The organism is Pseudoalteromonas sp. MMG012 (assembly GCF_018100875.1).
GTDB classification, from domain to species: domain Bacteria; phylum Pseudomonadota; class Gammaproteobacteria; order Enterobacterales; family Alteromonadaceae; genus Pseudoalteromonas; species Pseudoalteromonas aurantia.
In genome coordinates this window covers 56,821-79,288 of record NZ_JAGJEF010000016.1, presented here as the reverse complement: position 1 = coordinate 79,288, position 22,468 = coordinate 56,821, and the positions used below count along the sequence as shown (strand labels likewise).

The following is a 22,468-nucleotide window of genomic DNA, read 5'->3' as shown; positions in this document are numbered from 1 at the left end:
ACATTTACTGATTGAGCACATATTTACTCTGTATTTGTTCAATCAATACCGTATTGTTAGGCTGTTGCAATATCGATAAGTGATCCCCTGCAGCTTCGTATGCTGTCAGGTTATGGCTCACCGCATACCATCCCATATCTTTCGGAACAGCCTTATTTTCAAATTCATTCGTACCTGTCGCTTTTATGACACTGATAAGCGTCTCCGTCAGCAGTGTGTCTATAGATACATGTGCCCTTAATTGCGCTTTAAATACCCCTTGAAAACGGGCTAACTGCAATGGCGTAAAGTGATAACCCGCATTGGCCAAACGCTTTGACAACCATTGCGTTCTTGGGCATTCATCTAACGATAAATAGTCTGTTTTATCGGCATTGGAAAAGCCCAGCTGAAAAAATTCATCTATATTTTGAAATACAAATTCAGTGGCTTGATGCTCACTTACAGGCTCAATAGGTCGCGTTGGCAAAGGCGTATCTAAAATGAGTAATGACGTAGGCTGCTGAGATACTTCCTGCAGCTGTTTGGCCATTTCATAAATAATGAAACTACCAAATGAATGCCCTACAAAGTGGACGTCCGCGTGAATATCTGCCTCTGCTAGTGCACTCAAATAATGTGCCGCTGTTTGTGCAAGCGACCCAACAACATCTGGTTGCTCAGCAATTTCATCTGGCTGTAAGCCATAAATGGGAATGCGGTCATCTAGTTGCTGTACCAATGAAGAGAAGGCCATTAATAAGCCACCAGCACCAGCCACAAGTACAACTGGTGTGTAACCTTGCTCACCTTTTTGTAAACACAATACCGTACTGAGTTGTTTCGGTTTATGACTAAGCTGAAGTTGTTCAATCTCTCTCGCCAGAGCCACAATCGTGCTGTGTCGAAACAACATATCGACGGGCACATCAACTTGTAATTGGTAGCTTAACTCCCCCACCAAACGCATTGCTAATAGCGAATGACCACCCAATGTAAAGAAGTCGTCCTCAATGCTCACTTGTGTTTGATTCAGTAATACTTTAAATCGTTCAACGAGTAAGGCTTGGATCGGATTAGTAGGCGCGACGCATATTGCGGTGTTAGCCGTATTGAGTAGCTCACTCATCACAACTAACTGATGACGGTCTATTTTTCCATTGTTGTTATGTGGCAGCGCTGCAACGCATTGAAACAATTGCGGCACCATATATTCAGGGAGTTGCTCAACCAATTGCTGACGAAGATGCGCGACAGAAATATCGCCATCACACGTTTCAATGAACGCCACCAGCTGCTCGCCTGCATTTTGACTTTGTCGTACCACCACCGCCGCAGCGGTGACTGATTCTATACGTTGCAAGTGACGCTCAATTTCACCCAGCTCGATACGATAACCTCGCACTTTCACCTGACTATCTAAGCGGCCTAAAAAGTAAATATCCTGGTTATTCTGACACCGAACCTTATCCCCGGTTTTATACAATCGAATCCCCGTATTCGGCTCTTCGATAAAGACACTTGCGGTTTTTTGAACATCATTTAAATAGCCTCGCGCTAATGCACACCCGCTAATATATAACTCACCTGCAACATAACTGGGGACTGGTCTCAGATACTTATCTAAAATATGAACATTCAACCCCGAAACAGGCTGGCCAATCGGTATGTGTGTACCGCTAAAGTGTGTAACCTCACACAGTGTGGCAGAAATTGTTGTTTCAGTCGGGCCATACGCATTAATCAGCTTGATTTGCGTACCATATTGCTTCTGCCACTGCGTTAACGCACTCAGCTGCATTTGCTCTCCACCGATTGTAATGAGCCTCAGTTGACTATTGAGCGAAACATTCGATGCCGCCAATTGATGCCAATATGCTGTAGGAAGGCTCATTAAGGTCAATTTACTTTGTTGTGCCAAACTGGCCAATGCTGAAGTGTTTAATAGCTGGGTCTGCTCTGCCAGCACCAATGTGGCCCCACTGAGCAAGGTACAAAACACCTCTTCAGCAAATACATCAAAGCTACAACTGGCAAACTGTAAGTAGTTATCTGAGGAGGTTATGCCATAGCTCTGCTGTAAAAATGTCACGTAATTAAGCACACTTTGCTGCTCAACCATCACCCCTTTTGGTACACCAGTTGTACCTGACGTATATATCACATAGCAAATATCTTGAGGGGCAAACTCCTCCAATGAATACGCGTGTGCTTGACTACTTACTAATGGCCCAATGGCATCCAGTGCAATAACCGATGTTTCAGCTATGCAAGTAAGCTCACTCGAATCAATAGCACTTTGGGTCAGCACCATATCTACACTGGCATCTAAGAGCATAAACGTCTTTCGTTGCGCCGGTAAATTTGGCGCAATCGGCAAATACGCAGCCCCCATTTTGAGTATCGCAAGGATGGCGACAATTAAATCAGCACCGGCTGGTAAGCACACCGCAATGATCGGTTGTGCATTACGATTACCAGTGCTATCAAACTGTTTCGTAGATAGATAATTTGCGAGTTGATTAGCCGCCTTATCCAGTGCCTTATACGTCACTGTATATCCTGAGTGAGTTGTATTTTTAACTCGCTCAGCCAATGAACAACGACTCTTGGAACAATCTTCCAGTGCAATCAAATCACCAAAACGTGTTGCAACCTCTGAGAAACATTGCTGAATCGTCATCGGTGTTACAGGTAGGTCTTGTACTGGCCGACTTTCTTTTTCTATATCTTGCGCACTAGGTAATGTCTTTATTGCACTGTCAAAAGAAAACGTCGGGATTGATAATGCACTAGCGGATGAACTATGCGCGACGCTGTGCTCTATTGCCTCTAAAGGTATTGATTTTAGAGCTTGCTCTGGTGATTGCACAAATTCATTTAACAAGTGTGACAACATTGCTAAACAGTGTTCAGCGGTACCTTGGTTGAATAATCCACCTTGATAACACAAGGTTAAAGACAACTGTTCACCCTGCCCTATAACCAAAGTCATTGGGTAATGTGTTTCGTCTTTATGAGCGCTACGGATGACGTTGAAAGGAGCTTGTTCACTGTCTGTCAGTGGATCATCCGGAAAGTTCTCAAATACATAAAGTGCGTCAAACATCACCGCGGCATTATCAATCGCACTCCACCCTTGTACCTGAGTCAAAGGTGAATGAGCATAATCTGACAGCGCTAAAGCACTGTGTTTAACGGCAGCTAAATAATGTAATACTGTTTGGTCACCTTGCGTATTGAGCAATACGGGTTGCGTATTAATATACAAGCCAATTCGTTGCTCTATATTTGCCAAGTCACTGGGTCGTCCTGACACAGTTTGACCAAACAATGCATAGCCTTTATTGCAACACATACTGATCCAGTACGCCCAAGCACCTTGCAGTAAATGATTCAGAGTCAAGCCATGTTGGCGTGAGAATACCTGCATGGTACTGCACAACTGCACAGGTAAAGTGATGCTATGCTCAACGACCGAGGTATTTTTTTCAACCGCGCGTTCCGACGCTAATTTAACCGGGTTTTGTATCAATGCAATATTGCTTGCCAATAAGGTCGTTTCATCTGCCTCATACAAATAAGTTTGCCAGAATTGCTGCTCGTCCAATGACGACTTCTGCTCTAAATAGTCAATATAATCTCTATAATTATCATGCACTTTAGGCGAGGTTAAACCCGCCACGCGCGCAGTATATTGCGCCAGTAACTGAGAAAACAATATGGGTAAAGACCAACCATCCATAATCAGGTGGTGGTAAGTCCAAATAAATCCTGTGCGCTTGTTCTCAAACAATACAACTTTTAAGCGCAGACATGGCGCTGCACGTAAATCGATTCCTTGTTGATACTCATCTGCGGCACTTTGCTCTATATATGCCTCATCATTGCATGATTGCAACGAAGGTATTTCAACGTGTAACGGCAATTCACAGTCACTGATAACAACTTGCACAGGCCCTATTGGACTACTTACAAAAGCGGTACGCAAAATACTGTGTGACGCAACGACCTGCTCCCAAGCATATACAAACGCTTCAACGTCAAATTCCCCTTCAAGGAGCATAGTTGATTGTTCAAGATAAGCATGATTTTGCTGGGTACTGTCACTGTATTGACTGTGAAACCACATACCTTGTTGTAACGCACTCATTGGGTAAATATCAGCAATGTGTTGCGACGGAAATTGGGCAATAATGTCTTGTAAATGCAAATTAGACACATCAGCTAGCAAGCTAAAATCACTCGGCGTATATCTATGTCTAATTAGGTCGTTACCACTTGTACCTAAACTTGCCGAGTGTAATTGTTGGTTTATCTCGTTACAATAGCTGGCCACGTCAATAAGGCTCTGCTGATAATATGCAACTAAGTTAGCGACAGTTTGCTCGGTTATACGTGTTTTGTCATATTCAAAAGTGAACGATAATTGCTCGTTAACCACCGCTGCTGTGATCTGTAACCCGTAATAAGCATGGTTTTGCTGCGCATGCAGTACCCCTGCTGACTCAGTCGCATCACCAATCACACCCGCAGTGTCAAATACCGTATCCAACTGTCCTAAATAATTAAAAAACACCTGGTTTTTAGTCTTTATTTCTAACGATTCGCGCACTGCTTCATCAGGGTGTGCATACCGCAAAGCCCCAAACTGACTGGCCCTTCCTGCAGTAAATGCAAGTTGCTCTTTAACATTACAGATCACATCAGCCAAGTTATTGGTGTTGCTAAATAACCGCAGTGGATACATCGCAGTTAACCACCCCACAGTGCGCGTACTATCAAGACTATTATTTAATAACTCTCGTCCATGGCCTTCTAGTAACACTACCCAATCTTTCGTTTGATAATGTCGCATTGCACACCAGTGCAAAGCAGCTAACAACAAAGATTGTACCCCAGTGTTGTATGGTTGATTTGCCGTTGTCAGCAAGGAGCGAGTCACAGTCTCGGCAATACTGACTTTACAACTGCCAAGTTCAGAGTCGGTCGCAGGTTTTTGTGTGTTAAAGTTTAACAGCTGCGCTGAATTGGCGGCTTCAGTCAATGCTTGCCAATACGCCAAATCTTCTGTTTTATGACCTTGTTCTTCAAAAAATAGACTGATCGCGTGTAAATTTGCTGTACGCGGCGGTAACTGCAGTGGCCTCTCATGCTGCACAGCAATCAAGGCGTGATTAATGTCTTCCAGCAAAACCCGCCACGACACCCCATCAATCAATAAGTGATGCGCTATAATTTGTAAACGATTACGAGATTCACTATCCGGTGTTATAACGTGGCACACTTTAAATAAAGGCTGGCCATCAAAACTGAATGTGCTTTGGTTGGTATCCCGCGTATATGCAAACGCTTGTTGCCAATTATCGCCATGTTTGTGCGCATCAAATTGACTGCATACCGGCACAATATCAACCTCCCCAATCACCGACAATTGATAAGCGCCCTGCTGATGATTAACCACTAGCCTTAATCCATCATGGTGTGCCATTACAGACGCTAACGCAGCGCGTATTTGCTGAACTTCAAACACTTTATCAATGCTTATCAATAACGCTTGGTTCCAATGGTGGCTGTGCGTAAACTGTTGTTCAAAAAACCAACGTTGAATAGGGAGTAATGGTAATTCCCCAACAAATGGCGGGGCTTCTTTGACCAACACATCTAACGTATTTGAGTGTGCTAAATGCGCAGCCAACAATGCCACAGTGTTGAAGTTAAATATATCTGCGACTGACACTGTGATTTGCAGTGCTCTCGCTCTACTGGCTATTTGTATGCTAATGATTGAATCACCGCCTGCGGCAAAAAAGTCGTCGCTTGTTTGCAACTGTGCGTTATTCAAAACTTGTCGATATATCTCGAGTAAACGCGCCGACAATGAGTTATTGCCGTGCTGATGTGTGCTCGTATTACCGTGTTGCTCGAATACCGTCTTAGCAGGACCTTCATGACCTGTTTCGTGTACCGTCGCGTCATGTCCATTTAGTTGAGAGACGAGTGCTTTATGGTCCACTTTGCCATGTGGTGTTAATGGCAACTCTGACAATATCAAAACCTTATTTGGCACCATATATTCTGGCAGTTGAGCTCGTAGTGAAGCCAAAGCCTGTTGCTCAAAAGCCTGTGTATTTTGAGTATGAGAAACGCCTTGCGCAGTTATAACAAACGCAACGAGTTGTTTAGGTCCTTCATGCACCTGCACCGCAAGTACTACACTTTCGGCTATATCAGGCAATGAGCGCAACTGATGTTCAATTTCAGCCAGCTCAATTCTATAGCCTCGGATCTTAACTTGAGCATCATTTCTACCTATGTAGGCAATACGACCATTATTGCGCTGTCGTACCAAGTCGCCTGTCCGGTATGCTCTTACTAGTTCTCCTTCACTATTAAAGACATTAACAAATTTTTCTTGTGTGAGTTTAGGCCTATTTAAATACCCGCGCGCTAGGCCATCTCCTGTGATATACAACTCGCCAATCATGCCTTGTAAAACACGGTGCTGACGTTCATTAAGTATAAGCAGTTCAAAGTTGTCTATCGGCAAACCTATATCTGGTATGGTTGCACTGTTCATTGTCGATTGCTGTACTTCACCCGACGTCGCCACCACAGAGGCCTCTGTCGGACCGTAGTTATTAATGAGCTTGAACGGATAAGACGCTGTACTCAACGCGCTCAATTTGTCTCCGCCAACCAGTAAATACCGTAAGTGAGCCGGTTTAAAGCGACTGTCTGATAGCATAACTTCTGCAATAGGCGTTGCCAAAAAGCTATGACTTACATCATAGTCATTAAGTAACTTAGATAACCCTTGTGGATCATTAAGCGCATTGCGTGCCACCGCGATAGAACATGCTCCCACGCTCAGGTATGGCCATATTTCCCAAGTCGCCGCATCGAAGGCTATATTCGCGGTTTGGGTAGCAATACTGTTGCTGCCCACATCAAATGTGCGGTTGTGCCAACGACAGAGATTCGCTAAACCGCTATGAGGGATCATGACCCCTTTAGGCTGACCTGTCGTACCTGAGGTGTATATGATATAGGCTAATTGGTCTGGCAATATCGTTGGCAACTTAATTCGTGCGAGGCTTGCTGCATTTGACTTTGTGGCATTGCTCATATGAGCTAACACTTCATCAATACATATCACTTGATTGGCTGTCGTGTCGTTGTGACCTAGCCTTGCTTTAAACTGTTTAGTCGTTATGATCCGCTTCGCCCTGCAATCATTAACAATATAAATGATGCGAGAATCTGGATAATTAGGATCTACGGGAACATAGCATCCACCCGCTTTTAAAACCGCTAATAACGAAATGACAAACTCTGCCCCATTTAACATGCTAACAATAACAGGCTCTTCACTCTGTAACCCATTATTAATTAAATATTTTGCTAACAATTCAGACTGTTCATGTAAATGTCGGTAACTCAGTGATTGAGCTGACTCGACCTCTATAATTGCCGTATTTTCGGCTGTGCAGCTTGCGCTGGCAATATCGACAATACGTTCAACAATGCTACGCTCGTATGCGTCAACATCACGTTTTCCGCGTAAAGCATGGAGGCCATTCACAGTGCCACTCGATTCTGCATTTAACGTGCGAGTACAGTGCAATTGAATGTCATCTATCAACTGAGTACTGTTATTTAATAATTGTTCTACGAGTTCAGTAAACGCCCCTGCCATTGTGACAATCGTTTGTGACTCAAATAAGGCGTTGTTATAACCCCAATTTAAACGCATTCCCGAGCTAAGCTGCGTACACGCCAGCTCAATGTCGAATTTTATCTGAGGTGCTTGTTCTTGTGTCGCCGCAACTCTCATTCCTTGTAACTTCAGCACCGTATTCACCTCTGGGTTCAGTGAAAATGTAAGCTGAAATACACTATGATGGTTTAGCCCTCTGGCAAGTTTTAAGCCATCAATGATTTGTTCAAATGGCATTACTTGATGTTCGTGTACATCGAGCATAACTTGCTGCTGGTACCGTACTAAATCAGAGAAAGTCATACCAGCCAACAGTTGTGTACGAATTGGCAGTGTATTAATAAAAAACCCAATCAATGGATCTAATTGTGAATGTGAACGGCCCGAAAATGGCGACCCGATAACAACGTCATCGCTGCCACTATACTTAGCAACCAATAAGGAATACGCGGTGTGTAACCATACAAAAGGTGTAACATCAAGCGCTGCACAGCTGTGCATCAATCGTGAAACTTGTGATGGACTCAACATTTCAATATGACTATCGCCTTGCAACTGAGCCTTGGTTGTTCGCGATTTGTCTAACGGTATGTGGTGTAATGGCGGCGCATCTTGTAAATGCGTTAACCAAAACTGTTTTGCAGCGCTCAATTGCAGATTCTGTAACTGTAACCGCTGCCAATGTGCGTAATCGGCATACTGAATGGCTAACGGTTTTTGTAACTTAGCCGGTAACGGTGAACCAGTTGTAAACGCAGCATAAAATTGCTCTATTCCCTCAATCAAAATGGCCAAAGAATGTGCATCACCCGCAATATGATGTAGGTTCACCAGTAACTTATATTGATCGTCCTGACGTTTAAATAACCGCAGACGCAATGGTAAGTCTGTATTTAAATTAAATGCTTGTTGTTGATCATCTCGGATGACCTTCAGCCAACGACGTTGCTGCTGTTCATTGTTAAGCGCACAACCATCAATAACCTGCAATGGCAATTCAAACTGTTCATGTATGACCTGTATTGGTAAACCATCAGGCGTTTCTTTAAAAGTGGTTCTCAGTACTTCATGGCGCTGTATGATTGCCCGCCATGCTTGCTTGAAGTGTGTGACATTGAGCTCCCCAAATAGCACAAATGTTGCAGGCATATGATATTGCAAACTACCTTGGCGTATTTTATCAATACTCCACAGACGCTGCTGTGCAAATGACAAACTTAATGGCTTATCACGTGATATTAACGGTATTGAAAGGCACGAAGCGTCTATAACATATTCACTTTTTGCACGCTTTACTAATACTGCTGCGAGATCTTTCACCACAGGAAACTGAAACAAATCTCGCAGAGTAATAGATAGTTTTGCTTGTATGGTCAAATACGCAACAAGTTGCGTCGCGAGCAAAGAATGTCCACCCAAAGCGAAAAAATGACCATTTCGACCTACTTTTTCGACTGCCAATATCGATTCGAAGGCACTGGCAATCGCCTCTTCTGTACTCGACTCTGGGCTCTCATATTGTTCTGCCGAAGTCTCAAACTTATCCTGTGCGATGAGTGCTTTTTTATCTATTTTTCCATTGGATGTTAGTGGCAATGTCGCCATCGCAATAACATTACTTGGCAGCATAAAATCAGGAAGTGTTGCCCGCAGAAACTGCTGCACTTGCTCGGTAAGCGCATTAAACTCAGCATCATCATTCAACACGACAAATGCAGAGATCCTTGGGTTATCTACCTGCTCTTTGTTCAGTAGCACTACGACACTTGCAAGCCATGAGTGCATTCGAAGTTGGTTTTCTATTTCGCCCAACTCAATGCGGTAGCCTCGCACTTTAACTTGGTCATCCGCTCTATCAATGTATGTCAATTCACCCGTTGGTAAATATCGTACTAAATCACCAGTTCTATATAACTTTTGACTGGTCTGTGATGAAAATGGATCGGCAATGAAGCGCGAGTCATTTAGCTCCGGTCTTTGCCAATAGCCACGACAAACACCTGCGCCTCCCACATATAACTCACCGACCGCGCCCATGGGTAATAACTGTTGCTGTTTATCGAGCACATAACATGAGGTTGTTGCAATCGGTCGACCGATGTTACTCACCCCATTTGTTACATCATCTTGCGTCAAACGCTTAAATGTTACGTGCACCGTTGTCTCGGTAATGCCATACATATTAATCAATTGACAGTCAGTAAAACGCGTAGCCCATGGGACCAATTTCACCGGTTGTAACGCTTCACCACCAAAAATAACATATCGTAAGTGACTACCTTCACGGCGACTATTTGCCTCGTCTATGAAGGGGGTTTGCAAAGCATAAAACGCGCTGGGGGTTTGGTTTAGTACCGTGACTTTTTCATCAAACAGTAATTGTGCAAATGCAGGGCTATTTTTGCTTGTCTGCGATTCGACAACAACCAATTGGCCACCAAACAAGAGTGCGCCATACATTTCCCATACTGAAAAATCAAAGCAGAATGAGTGAAAGAGTGTCCATACGTCATGTTCATTAAAATCAAACTGATTCGGTTCAACACATAATAAGCGTACAACGTGGCGGTGCTCTATCTGTACACCTTTGGGTCGCCCTGTCGTGCCAGATGTATAAATCATGTAAGCCAAATCACTGGATTCAATCGCTAATTCAAGATTATGACGTTGGTCAATATCAGCGTACAGTGCTGCATCGTCAATATTAATAGCGACTAAATTGCGTTCATCCTGATTAAACAGCTCTAAACTTGCCGCATCACAGAGTACCCATTTGCTGCCAACATCATCAAGAATGTAATTGATCCTTTGCACCGGATAGTCGGGGTCAATCGGCACATAGGCAGCACCAACTTTAAGCACTGCCAGCAGAGTCACCACCAACTCAGCACGTCGAGTAATACTCACGGGTAACATATCTTGCGCACGCACCCCTTTTGCACGTAATACCCACGCGAGTTGATTCGCTTGGTCATTTAGTTGCTGATATGTCAGTTCATTTTCACCATGCTTGATTGCTATTTTGTGGGAAAATTGCGCCGCTTTTTGTTCAAAAATATGCACTAAGCTTGCTGCTTTATCCCACTGCGCCAGTACACCACTTTGCTGCACGGCTAAGTCAATTTGCTGTTGCTGGTTAAGTAGTTCCAAACATTTAAAATTGCGCTGTGGACCCTCAACAATGTGCTCTAATAATACTTCAAAGCACGTTGCCCAATGCATTATTGTGTCTATTTCATACAGTGCTTTATCAAACTTCCAGGTGAGTAACAAGCCTTGTGTATTAACCGTTGCATTGAGTTCGATATCACATTTAACTGCTACCTGGTGTGCGCGCTCAGCACTGCGATATTCCTGAATATCAAGCTCTGGTAATTGAAAATCGGCTCTGTTATCCATCTCCAAAGTAAACAAAATCTGAACCAATGGATGGTGACTTAAATCTCGTGGACAGTTAAGCCCTTCAACGACCTTATCAAATGGCGTATCACGATACTCAAAAGCTTGCAATATATGGTCTTTTTGTTGTTGCAGCCAATCGTTAAATGACTGTTCTTTGGATAAATCAGCTCGAATAACTAAGGTGTTTACAAATAAGCCAATTAAGTTTTGTAACTGTGGGTGTTCCCGCCCTCTAACCGGGGTGCCCACGACAACTTGTTCACTCTGATTAATGCGTCCAATAAACAACATGAAACTGCTTAACAGCCACATAAAAGGGGTCACCGATTGCTGCGCTGCATGTGCCTGAATCTTAGATAACAACGCCATGGTTAGCTGTTGCCGATACACTAAACCTTGCTGCTGCTGTATTGCCGGTCTTGGCTTATCTGTCGGTAAGGATTGAATGGGGTCTAGCCCCGCTAAAGTTGTTTGCCAATACGTTAAATGCGTAGCTAGTCGCTGCTCAGATAGCATAGATTTTTGCCAATGAGCATAATCAACATACTGAATGGGAAGCGTTGATAGCGCAGAACTAGATGAGGGATATAGTAAATTACAATATGTACGTTGCAAGTCTTGAACGAGTATTTGTAATGATGCACCATCTGACACAATATGGTGCATATTAAAGGCTAAATAATGCTGAGAACCATCTGAGATTAAAAGGACACGCAGTAATATATCCTTCTCTAAATTAAATTTCTGTGATTGATGATCAGTAATAGAGTCAATGATTTTTTGATGGCGCTGTGCAACAGGAAACTCCGCCGCATTTATCCATTCAAACGGCGTATCAAATGACGTAGAAACCAGATGGTGCGGCTGGCCATTGTGCTCTACTTTTGAGCTGAAGCGGGTCCGTAATATTTCGTGCCGCTCTACTATCTGCTTGATAGACTCACGTAGTAATGACACCTCTATTTTTCCCTTCAACTCAAACTCGGCGGGCATATAATATTGACGACTACCTTGTAGCTGCTCAATAAACCATAACCCTTGTTGTGCAAAAGTAAGAGGTAATCGCTGCGAACGTGATACGACAGGGATCAGCGCATTATCTGACGAGGCTTCTAACGATTTTCGTTGCTGAAAATACGCAATGATCTGCGCTTTATTGGCTATCACCCGTAACTTCAATGCTTCTGGAAAACCATTCGTTTGCTTAAATGCCAAGCTCCCTTGCTTTTCGTACAGAGTAACCCCCACGCTTAAAGCTTCAGCAATAAGGTCTTCAATTACTAATAACTGTCCATTCATTACAAAAACATCTCTTCTGAAGTATCGCTTTCATTATCATTTGGCGCTGTGTTAGTCATCATTTTCTGAATGCTGTACCACTTAGAAAGTGCTTCTATGGTTGGCCGTTCAAACAAAACGCGTACGGGAATGTCTACATCTAAGGTTTCTTTCACCATTGCCATACACTGGGTGGCTAATAATGAATGCCCTCCCAATGCAAAAAAGTTATCTGTTATTCCCATACAATCAGCAGCTAATATCTTGGAAAAAATATCAATTAGCGCGCGCTCAAAATCATTATTTGCGGCAATATTCTTACTTTCTACAGTAATTGAAGCACTTAGATTCAACAGCTGCTTAGAATCAACTTTGCCATTGTGGGTTAACGGTATGTGCTCTACGACCATCCATTTATGGGGGATCATATAGGTAGGTAAAAGCGCAGCTAAATGCTCTTTTAAAGCCCCTATGGCATTGTTGGATACGGGCTGAATGCGTTGCTGCTCTGAAAATTGATATTGCAACCCATACTGCTGTGAAATAATGAAGGCTTCAAGTTGTTCTGTCTCAGGGTTTAGCAGTACCTGCGCCTCATCGATATCACCATGACGTATTAATTGGTGAGCTATTTCGTTTAATTCAATACGATAGCCTCGCAGTTTAACTTGCTCATCTACTCTGCCGTAAAATAATAAGTATTCAGGGTGCATTTGTTCATTTATATGCCAACGAACCTTATCCCCAGTGCGGTAAAAGCGCCGTTCGGTACCCTCAGGCCCCAATGGCAACATGTTAAAGCACTGATTTGTTAGGCTTGGTTGGTTTAAATAGCCTAAAGCGAGATTGTCTCCTGCAATGTATAGTTCACCAATTGCGCCCACTGGGGCCAACTGTTGCTCTGTATCGAGCACCACGAGTCGGCTGTTTGCAATGGCGTTTCCAATGGGCACTTGCGTCAACTGCTGTTGTTCAAGCTCGGCTATACTTGCCGCATTACAACGATAAACACTGGTTCCGACGGTTGCTTCTGTTGGCCCATACTCGTTCACCCATTGAATGTTAGGGAAATACTCACTGAGTGATTGCAGTAAAGGTAATGGTAATTTTTCACCACCAATAATAACTTGATGGGCTGTGGGGATGATTGTTTGAGGCAATAAAGCCAATATCCCTTGTAGATGTGCGGGCGTGACTTTAAAAAATCCAGAATGTTCGCTTTGCAAACGTTGCGACAGTTGGGTCAGCATTTGTGTATCATCAACGAGTATATCTAAACACATTCCCATCAATAATGGCCCCCAAACTGACGTCACCGTCGCATCGAAAGCCAATGGCGTACTTACCACACTAATAGATTGATCGCCATCTAAGTAGGTATCCAACACATGATCAAGATACATCGATAAATTGCGATGCGTTATCTGCACCCCTTTCGGCATGCCCGTCGTACCCGATGTATAAATAATATAGGCCAGATCATCGATATCATAAGCGACAGGTGCAAGTTCACTCATCTCTTGCTGCCACTTATATTCATTTAACAATAAGCGACATGAGGCACTCGATTGCGTTAGCGTATTAAAATCGATATCTAACTGCGACGTAGTTATTAATAGTTCAGAGCCCGAATCGTCTAATATATACTGACGTCTTGATATTGGCTGCTTGGGATCTATGGGCACATAGGCCCCACCTATTTTGGCTACTGCGAGTATAGCGATAATCATCATACTCGATGCCGGTAAACAAATTGCAATCTTGCTGGCTTTACCGATCCCTTTATTTTGCAAGTACCCTGCGAGCTGATCGGTTTTTTTAACCAGGTCAGCGTAACTCATTACACGTCCATCAATATCTATCAATGCTCTAGACTGGTTCAAATGACCTTCATTCGAGCCCGTTTTGCTATGCCAATGTTTATTCAATCTAGCCATAACATGGCGAGTATGGGGTTCTGGGCTTAATCGCAAGTTATTTTCTACTGCTTCTTGGTCACTTAGTTCTTCAGCCAGTAATCGCTGCCTTGTATCCGCGCTCATTACTGACAATGATCCAATTTGCTGAGATGGTGCTGTGAGTAAAGCAGCAATCATCACCTCAAAGCTGAGAATTAGTTGTTCAATCCGCTGTTTTTTAAATAGTGATGTGTTGTAATTCCATTGAATATGAATACCATCACCTTGCTCAATCGCATTTACCTCTAAATCAAACTTCATTCGTACCGCGTGCGTTGAATGTTGTTCAATATGTAAATGCGGTAATGTAAAATCAGTGACTTCATTATTTTGTAGCGCAAACAAAATTTGAAACAAAGGTTGATGTGCCAAATTACGCTCTGGTTGTAACACTTCGACTAACTGCTCAAAAGGCACATGTTGATGTTTGAATGCATCAACAATAACCTGCTTTTGCTGGGCTAAAAGCTCAGTAAAGCATTGCTTGGACTGGGTATGGCTTCGAATAACAAGCGTATTCACGAAGAAACCAATTAAATCACTCACTTGAGCCTGATCACGTCCCGCAACTGGCGAGCCAATTAGTACATCTTGAGATTGGCTGTATTTCATAACTAATACTGAAAATACCGTATGAAGCCACATATATAATGTTACGCCGTGATCTGCACACTGCTGATGTATGGCTTTCGTTGTCGCGGCATTTAAATGGTGAATAACGCTCGCCCCGACAAGCTGTTGTTCTTGAGGGCGCGTAAAGTCCAAAGGCAACTCATGCACATGTGGTGCACCTTGTAATTGTGAGCGCCAATAATCAAGCGATGTGTTCAATGCATTTTCGCTACACACTAAGCGCTGCCAGTATGCATAGTCGGCATACTGCACTGAGAGTGGTTCAGCTAGAGTTTGTGGTAATTGATACCCTTGCTCAGCAGTATACGTGCGATAATAGGCAATAAACTCTCGTATTAAAATCGCCATAGACCAACCGTCACTGGCAATATGATGCATGTTAAAGTGCACAAAGCTGGTTTGTTCAGTCATTTTTGCCACTACCACACGCAGCATCACATCATCTGCTAAATCAAATGGTGCTGTACTTGCTTCGAATGCAATATGTGCCCACTGTTCGTCTTGTTCTTGCTGACTGAGCGCGGTTAAATCAAGACATTTTAGTGGTACTGAGAATGTTGAGTTAATCTTTTGCTCTGGTGCATCACTGCCATTTTGATTCACAATTATGGTGCGTAGCACTTCATGGCGCGTAATTAAGTCGTGTAATGCACTCGACACCGCTTCTAGGTTCAACTTACCATTAAATGTAAAGCTCGCAGGCATATGGTATTGCGTACTGCTTTGCTGCACTTGGTCAATCAACCACAGTCTTTGCTGTGCATAAGACAAGGGCAATGCCTGCTGTCTCGACACTTTTACAATCTCTTGAGCGTGTGTAATCTTTTGACAACTCTGCAACGCGTCCGTTAACGCTGCAACAGAAGGTGTTTTAAACAACTGGGGTAAAGTGATATCAAAATGTTTTTGCTCGCGAATTTGTCCAATCAGCCGAATAGCCAAGAGCGAGTGACCGCCTATATCAAAAAAGCTATCTTCTATACCAATATGCTCCAACAGCAACGTTTCACGGAATAGGTTTAATAAATAACTTTGTAGGGGTGTTAAGTCTTTATCATTAACAACCGCTTTAGGCTCTAAATCACGTTGCTCAATACCTACTGTTAACGCAGTTTTGTCTACTTTGCCATTTTTTGTAACGGGTATGCCATCGTGCTCAAAAAATAACGACGGGACCATATAATGAGGTAACGTGTTTGCTAACTGTGACTTGAGAAGTCGAGAAACCATAGTATGACCTTGGCACATCACAATATGGGCGTGCAGCACCGCTTGTTCTACATCGACAGTGACCGCGCAATCCGATACTTCATTTAATGCACGTAATGTGTGCTCAATGGCGCAGACGTCTATCCTAAAGCCGCGCAACTTAACTTGTTCATCAATCCGTCCACTGTATCGCAAATAACTGGTTTCTGTTTTTTTATCCGATTGCCAAAATGCAATGTCCCCGGTTCGATAAAAGCGCTGTGTTCTTTTTTTGCCATTGCTTTGCATAAATGTCAGTGTGACAAAACGTTCATCATTAAGCCCAGCTAAATTCACATACCCTTGGCTAACAACAGGCCCACCAATCAACAATTCTCCCGGCATGTTTAATGGAGTCAATTGATTAAATCTATCAACCACTCGCACTATGACATTACTATTTGGTATACCAATAGGCACATCTTTATGCCCCTCATTTACATACTGAGTATACGGCGGCACCTGAATACCATTGCTGAGCGTTGTTTGTGTATCATCAATGGTATACGTTGTTGAACCAACTGTGGTTTCTGTTGGACCATACTCATTGACCCAACGACAATATGGCAGTTTTTTGCGCAAAGCTGCCAATAAGTCAACTTCCAGCGCTTCACCACCAACCACCAATGTGTGGTTTATTAAAGTGTTACTTTTATCTTTCGATAGGCCAACAATGGCTCTCAAATGCGCGGGGGTTAGTTTGAATAACTTAGCATTCATACTAGAGAATATAACGTCGGTTAACTTAACCAACTGTTCTCCACCTTCAGGTATTATTTCAACGGTTCCACCATGCATTAAAGGCGGAAATAACGCGGTTACCGTTGCGTCAAAAGCCAATGGAGTACTCACAACAGACGACCAGATCACCCCATCTTTAGGTTTATAACAAGTCACAGCATGCTGTAAATATGCACTTAGATTATCATGACTGATCATGACCCCTTTTGGCTTACCTGTAGAGCCTGACGTATAAATGATATAGCATATATCTTCGCCTTTATGACAAGGCTCACCAGCGCATTCAACACCCTTCGGTGCTGCCGTATCATAGCCACAGAAATTTGAGTCTAAATCAAAAATATCATCTAACAATAAGAAGTCACTGCCACTGTCAACCAATGTATCGGTATCATCACTGTATGCCAAAATCATCATGATCTCTGCGTCATCAACGATGTAGTTTAATGTTTGGCTGGGCGTGTTACTGTGAAGGGGAACATAAGTATGGCCTGCTCTCAAAATTGCGAGTATCGCCACAACCATTGCAGGGCCCGATGGTAATAATATGGCGATGCGGCTTTGTGGTTCAAAGGCCATTTCGAGTAAACAATGTGCTAATTGATTGGCACACTGCTCTATCTTCTCATAAGAATAGGCTCGTCCATCATATAACAGCGCATCATAGTGCGGATACTGTCGTGCCATACTTGAAAAATTCGCTGAAAAAGTCGGTTGCTGTGTCACAGTTAAATCGAGCGATTCGGTGTCATATATAAACTGTGATTGTGCGTGTTCAGTCCATAGTTGTAACTTTGAAAGTGGGGTGTGAATGTCGTCAAGACATTGCTGTAACACATAGCAGTACTGCTCAAAAAACGCCTTAATACTACACTCATTCCATAGTGAAGTATCGTAAAGCCACTCAATATCGATAGCATCACCACTGTCAATTACCGATACTTCAAGATCTAATTTCGCACTACGTACGCCACTCTCAACCTGTTCAATTATCAACCCATCAAGTTGTAAAGTTTCATTCACGTCATTATTTGCTCTGAATACCACTTGCATTAATGGATGTATTGATAAACTCCGCTCAATATTCAAGGCATCAACAAGTGCTTCAAATGGTAATTGTTGATGTACCAATGCATCGCTCAATGTCACTTTAGTCATTCGCAGCATATGCGCTAGGTCAGTGTCAGATGATATCTGGCTTCTTAACACTAAAGTATTAATGAAATTACCAATAATAGGCTCAAACTCGGCGAGTTCACGCCCCGCGACAGGGGTGCCAATTGCAATATCATACTGCTCAGAAATACGGCTAAACCATAATGTAAACACGCTTTTTAATGTTAAAAAGAGTGTTTGTGATGATGCTTTATTAAAGCGTCGCAATTGCTTAGTCAAATCCTTTGGCATTGCACCTTTAAATAGCCCACCTCCGCTAATCACATTATTTGAACGTGCACGATCAGTTGGTAGCGTATGCACTGTTGGTAAACCATCGAGCTGAGAACGCCAATATTCACAGCTATCTTGCCATTGCTTCGAAGCTTTTTGTGTGCGCTGCCAGTACACATAATCGATATAATGATACGGCAGTGCCGTTTGGGCACAGTGCTCATTACCCACAACCAAATTGTTATAACTTTCTGACAACTCTTTACACAAAATGGAAATCGACCAACCATCTGACACAATATGATGCATTGTGACAATAAGTTGATAACATTGAGTATCGAACTTAAGTAACGTTGCACGTAACAGTAGATCATCCGTCAAATCAAATGATGTGCTGTAATCATCCGCAATGAACGTCCGAGCCACTTGTTGCTGTGATGTGTTGTCGGAATCACATAAATCAATTTCTGCCAAGGTAAACGCTAATTGTGAATTTAAGCTCTGCGTAGCTTCTGCTGTCGCGCTGCTTTGATAATTAAAATGAAGTATTTTATGACGCGCAATAACTCGCTGAAATGCCTGTTGTAACGCCACTATATTCACGTTACCTTTTAAGGTATAAACACCTTGTAAATTGTACTGTTCACTGTGACCTTGCATTTGATCAACGAACCACAGCCTTTGTTGTGAGAACGACAATGGATGAACGCCTATTAAATCATGATGTTCAAGCGCAACTATCCCTTGTAAACCACTTTTTTCTGGCGTTTGACATAAATATGTTGCCAACTCAGCAACGCTTGAGTATGCAAATAACGCTTTCAACGAGATATTCACATCTAACTGCTGACGTATCAAATTCAATAATCGCATCGCTAACAGGGAGTGCCCACCAATAGCGAAAAAGTCATCCGTAACACTGACCTTTTCATGTCCTGTCAATTGAGAAAACAGCGCCACTAAAGTGTGCTCAATATCTGTTTGAGCAGCAACAAACGCACGTTTACTAACTTGAATTGGCTTATTTTGTAATTGCTTGCGATCTATTTTCCCATTTGCCAAATACGGTAATTGTGTTTCAATTTCCCATATTCGGGGGACCATTGGTTCTGGTAATAGCAACTTTAAAGCATTTACAATGTCTTGCTTCATTTTCGCGATATCTAAATCAACGCTCTCATTTGATAAGGTGCAATACCCTACTAGCGTGTCAAGTTCACCCAATTTTCGACACACCACTACAACGCTGCTTATTATCGGCAGCGCGGTCGCTTTTGCTTCAATATCTAACAGGTCAACTCGATAACCACTGATTTTTGGTTGATTATCTATGCGGCCTAAATACTCTATATCGCCTTGTGGCGTGAGTTTCACTTTATCGCCAGAGCGATAAAACAACTGTACTACCCCATTACTTTCATGCTCAACAAAGCTGTCTGCGGTTTGTTCAAGTGCATTGATATAGCCCGTTGATAAACTCCTGCCCCCAATGTACAACTCTCCCGGCATACCCGGTGGTGTAGGCTGTTTTAGCTCATCCAAAATTAACGCTGCAGCATGAGAAAGCGGCTGACCAATTGGATACAAAGTACTCGTACATTGCTCGTTAGACGTAATCTGGTATGTCGTCACACCAATGCATGTTTCTGATGGCCCATAATGGTTTATTATGGAAGACGTTGGGTACACGCTCTGCAGTGTATTCACAAGTTGAGGCGTTAATGGTTCCCCACCTAACACCCAATATGAAATAGCGGGTATATGCTTGATATTCTGCGACATGACAGGCAGTAATTCGCTGGCAATACTCGGCGTTATTTTTAAGAAATTAACGTCTAGTTGATATAATGCGTCCACAATTAAGCTTGGATCAGCACCAATATCGTGACTGGCAAACGCTACGGTGCCCATACCGGCTAACACTGGATATATTCCTGTAAGGCATAAGTCAGTCGCCAACCCTGTGACCACACCAGCACGTATATTTTCATCAAATTGAATGCGCTCGCTGATCCCATTAACATAATGGGAGAGTGCCCCATGAGATATTTCAACGCCTTTGGGTTTACCTGTCGTGCCAGATGTAAATACCACATATGCAGAGTCACAATGTTGTACTTTTGGAAGGGCGAATTCTTTTTCTATATAAGGACTTATAAAGCCCTCAAATGGATGGATGCTGATTTCATGCTCATTCAATAGCTGCATGTCGGCCTCTACTAAGCTCTGCTTATCAACCGTGATCAGATATTGGCTTTTTGCCTGACTTAGCATCTCCATGATACGAAGTACCGGTGTACCGCGCTCAATCGGCAAATATGCTCTGCCTGCACGCATAATGCCAAACATTGCCAGTACTGAATAAGCAGAACGCGATACAAGTAACCCGATTGGGGCTAATTGTGACGTACTGCGCTGTTCTAACAAGGCTGTCATATGTTGAGCAAAATTAAAGCTGAGACTGTTTAACTGTGCATAACTAATCCGGCTTAGTTCTTCTGTATGAACACTCGATTCAACTAACGCCGTTTTGTTTGGGTTACGGTCACTATGCGCCATTACCTTATGTAATAATAAATCCACATCGTCTTGTACTACGCTATTACTTGTTGTAAATGTATTCTCAGAACGTAAAATTGAAGGCAGGGCTACCTTCCCGATTGCTTGCTCTGGTGCAGAACTCAATGCTGTTGTCAGCGCAATAAAATCATCACTCATTCGCGCTATTAACTGCGCGTCAAATAATGCAGTGCAGTAATCAATACTGCCAACTAACCCAGTATCTGACTCTGTGATATTCAGTGTGAAATCAAACTTCGCCGTATTGTTATCCAAAGGCGTCAGATCCGCTGATAACTCCGACGTTTGATGTGATTCAATGGTAATACCGTTATAGTTGAACAATATTTGAAACAAGGCTGAGTGTGCCGATGATTTTGCTAAACCAAGCGCTTCAATAATACTCTCAAGTGCAACATTTTGATTTTCTAACCCCTGCGCCACCGTGGCCTTTGTCGTACTTATCAAAGTATGAAATGATTGTTCTGCACTGAGCTTTTGACGCAGTGCTAACGTATTAACAAAACACCCAACCATTGCTTCAAATTCTGGCTGGTCTCGATTTAATACTGGTACACCCACAGTCACATCATTTTTCTGACTATACCGATGTAATAACACATAAAATACACTCAGTAACCCAACAAACTGTGTGACGCTATGTTGCTGACAGTAGTGCGTAAACGGCGCTATCGTTGCTTTGGATATGTCAAAATGATGAGTCGCACCGTGATATGTTTTTTGACTTTTTCTCGGATAACTGGTTGGTAATTCAAACAACTCAATGTCTTTTAACGAGGTTTGCCAATATTCAAGCTGATTAAGGTATACCGGTGTTTGCTTAAACTGCTTTTCCCAATGAACGTAGTCTAAATACTGTAATTGTGGCTGCTGCAACGAGCCAAGATCATCCGGGCATTTCGCCAATATATCAACCAGTTGCTGTACTAATATTTGAACCGACCAGCCATCTGCAACAACATGGTGCATCGCAATATACAGCCACTGCCCTCGGTTCTGCTGCGTTATCAAGGTCGCTCGAAATAACAGTTCATTTTCTAAATCAAAACAATGCTGCAGTTCATCATCAAGCAGCGCGATAATATCCGCTTTATTTGCATTAACACCGACTTCAATTGTGTCTAAATGAAGTTGTGCCTTTTCATTAATTCGTTGTACGACATTACCATCGACTGTAACAAAGTTACTTTTTAAAACTTGATGACGTGTTAGTAAAGTGTTTAGCGCTTGCTCTACATCCGCTGTTAACACTGATGTTGAAAAATGTAGTAACCCGCACATGTTGTACGTCGCTGATAACGGCTCATATTGGTCAATAAACCAAATCCGATACTGAGCGCTTGATAACGGCCCCTGCTTTTGATGATGCTGTTGCATGTAAGCGATCAACGCTTGCTTACATGCTTTGATACGCGCAAGCTGTTCTGCCGGCACAGTGGTAAGTTGCGTCCGCAGCTTTAGGCGGTCTTCTTGCAAGTAAACAAATATACCTTGTTCATCTAACTCAGCCAAAAAAGCGGCAATTTCTGAATTTTCCATC

General features: G+C 42.8%; 2 protein-coding genes. Both read right to left on the bottom strand.

Annotated elements, in window-relative coordinates; genetic code table 11:
• Positions 1 to 4: 4 nt before the first annotated feature.
• Positions 5 to 12,400, bottom strand: a complete 12,396-nt coding sequence (locus J8L97_RS08090; protein ID WP_211048675.1) for a non-ribosomal peptide synthetase — start codon at positions 12,398 to 12,400, stop codon at positions 5 to 7.
• Positions 12,400 to 22,467, bottom strand: coding sequence for a non-ribosomal peptide synthetase (locus J8L97_RS08085; RefSeq protein ID WP_211048673.1), 10,068 nt, complete (start codon positions 22,465 to 22,467; stop codon positions 12,400 to 12,402). The genes J8L97_RS08090 and J8L97_RS08085 overlap by 1 nt, the downstream gene beginning before the upstream one ends.
• Position 22,468: the final 1 nt, after the last annotated feature.

Coding starts and splice junctions, on each gene's coding strand:
- J8L97_RS08090 (WP_211048675.1), bottom strand. CDS start 12,400: ATGAATGGACAGTTATTAGTAATTGAAGACCTTATTGCTGAAGCTTTA.
- J8L97_RS08085 (WP_211048673.1), bottom strand. CDS start 22,467: ATGGAAAATTCAGAAATTGCCGCTTTTTTGGCTGAGTTAGATGAACAA.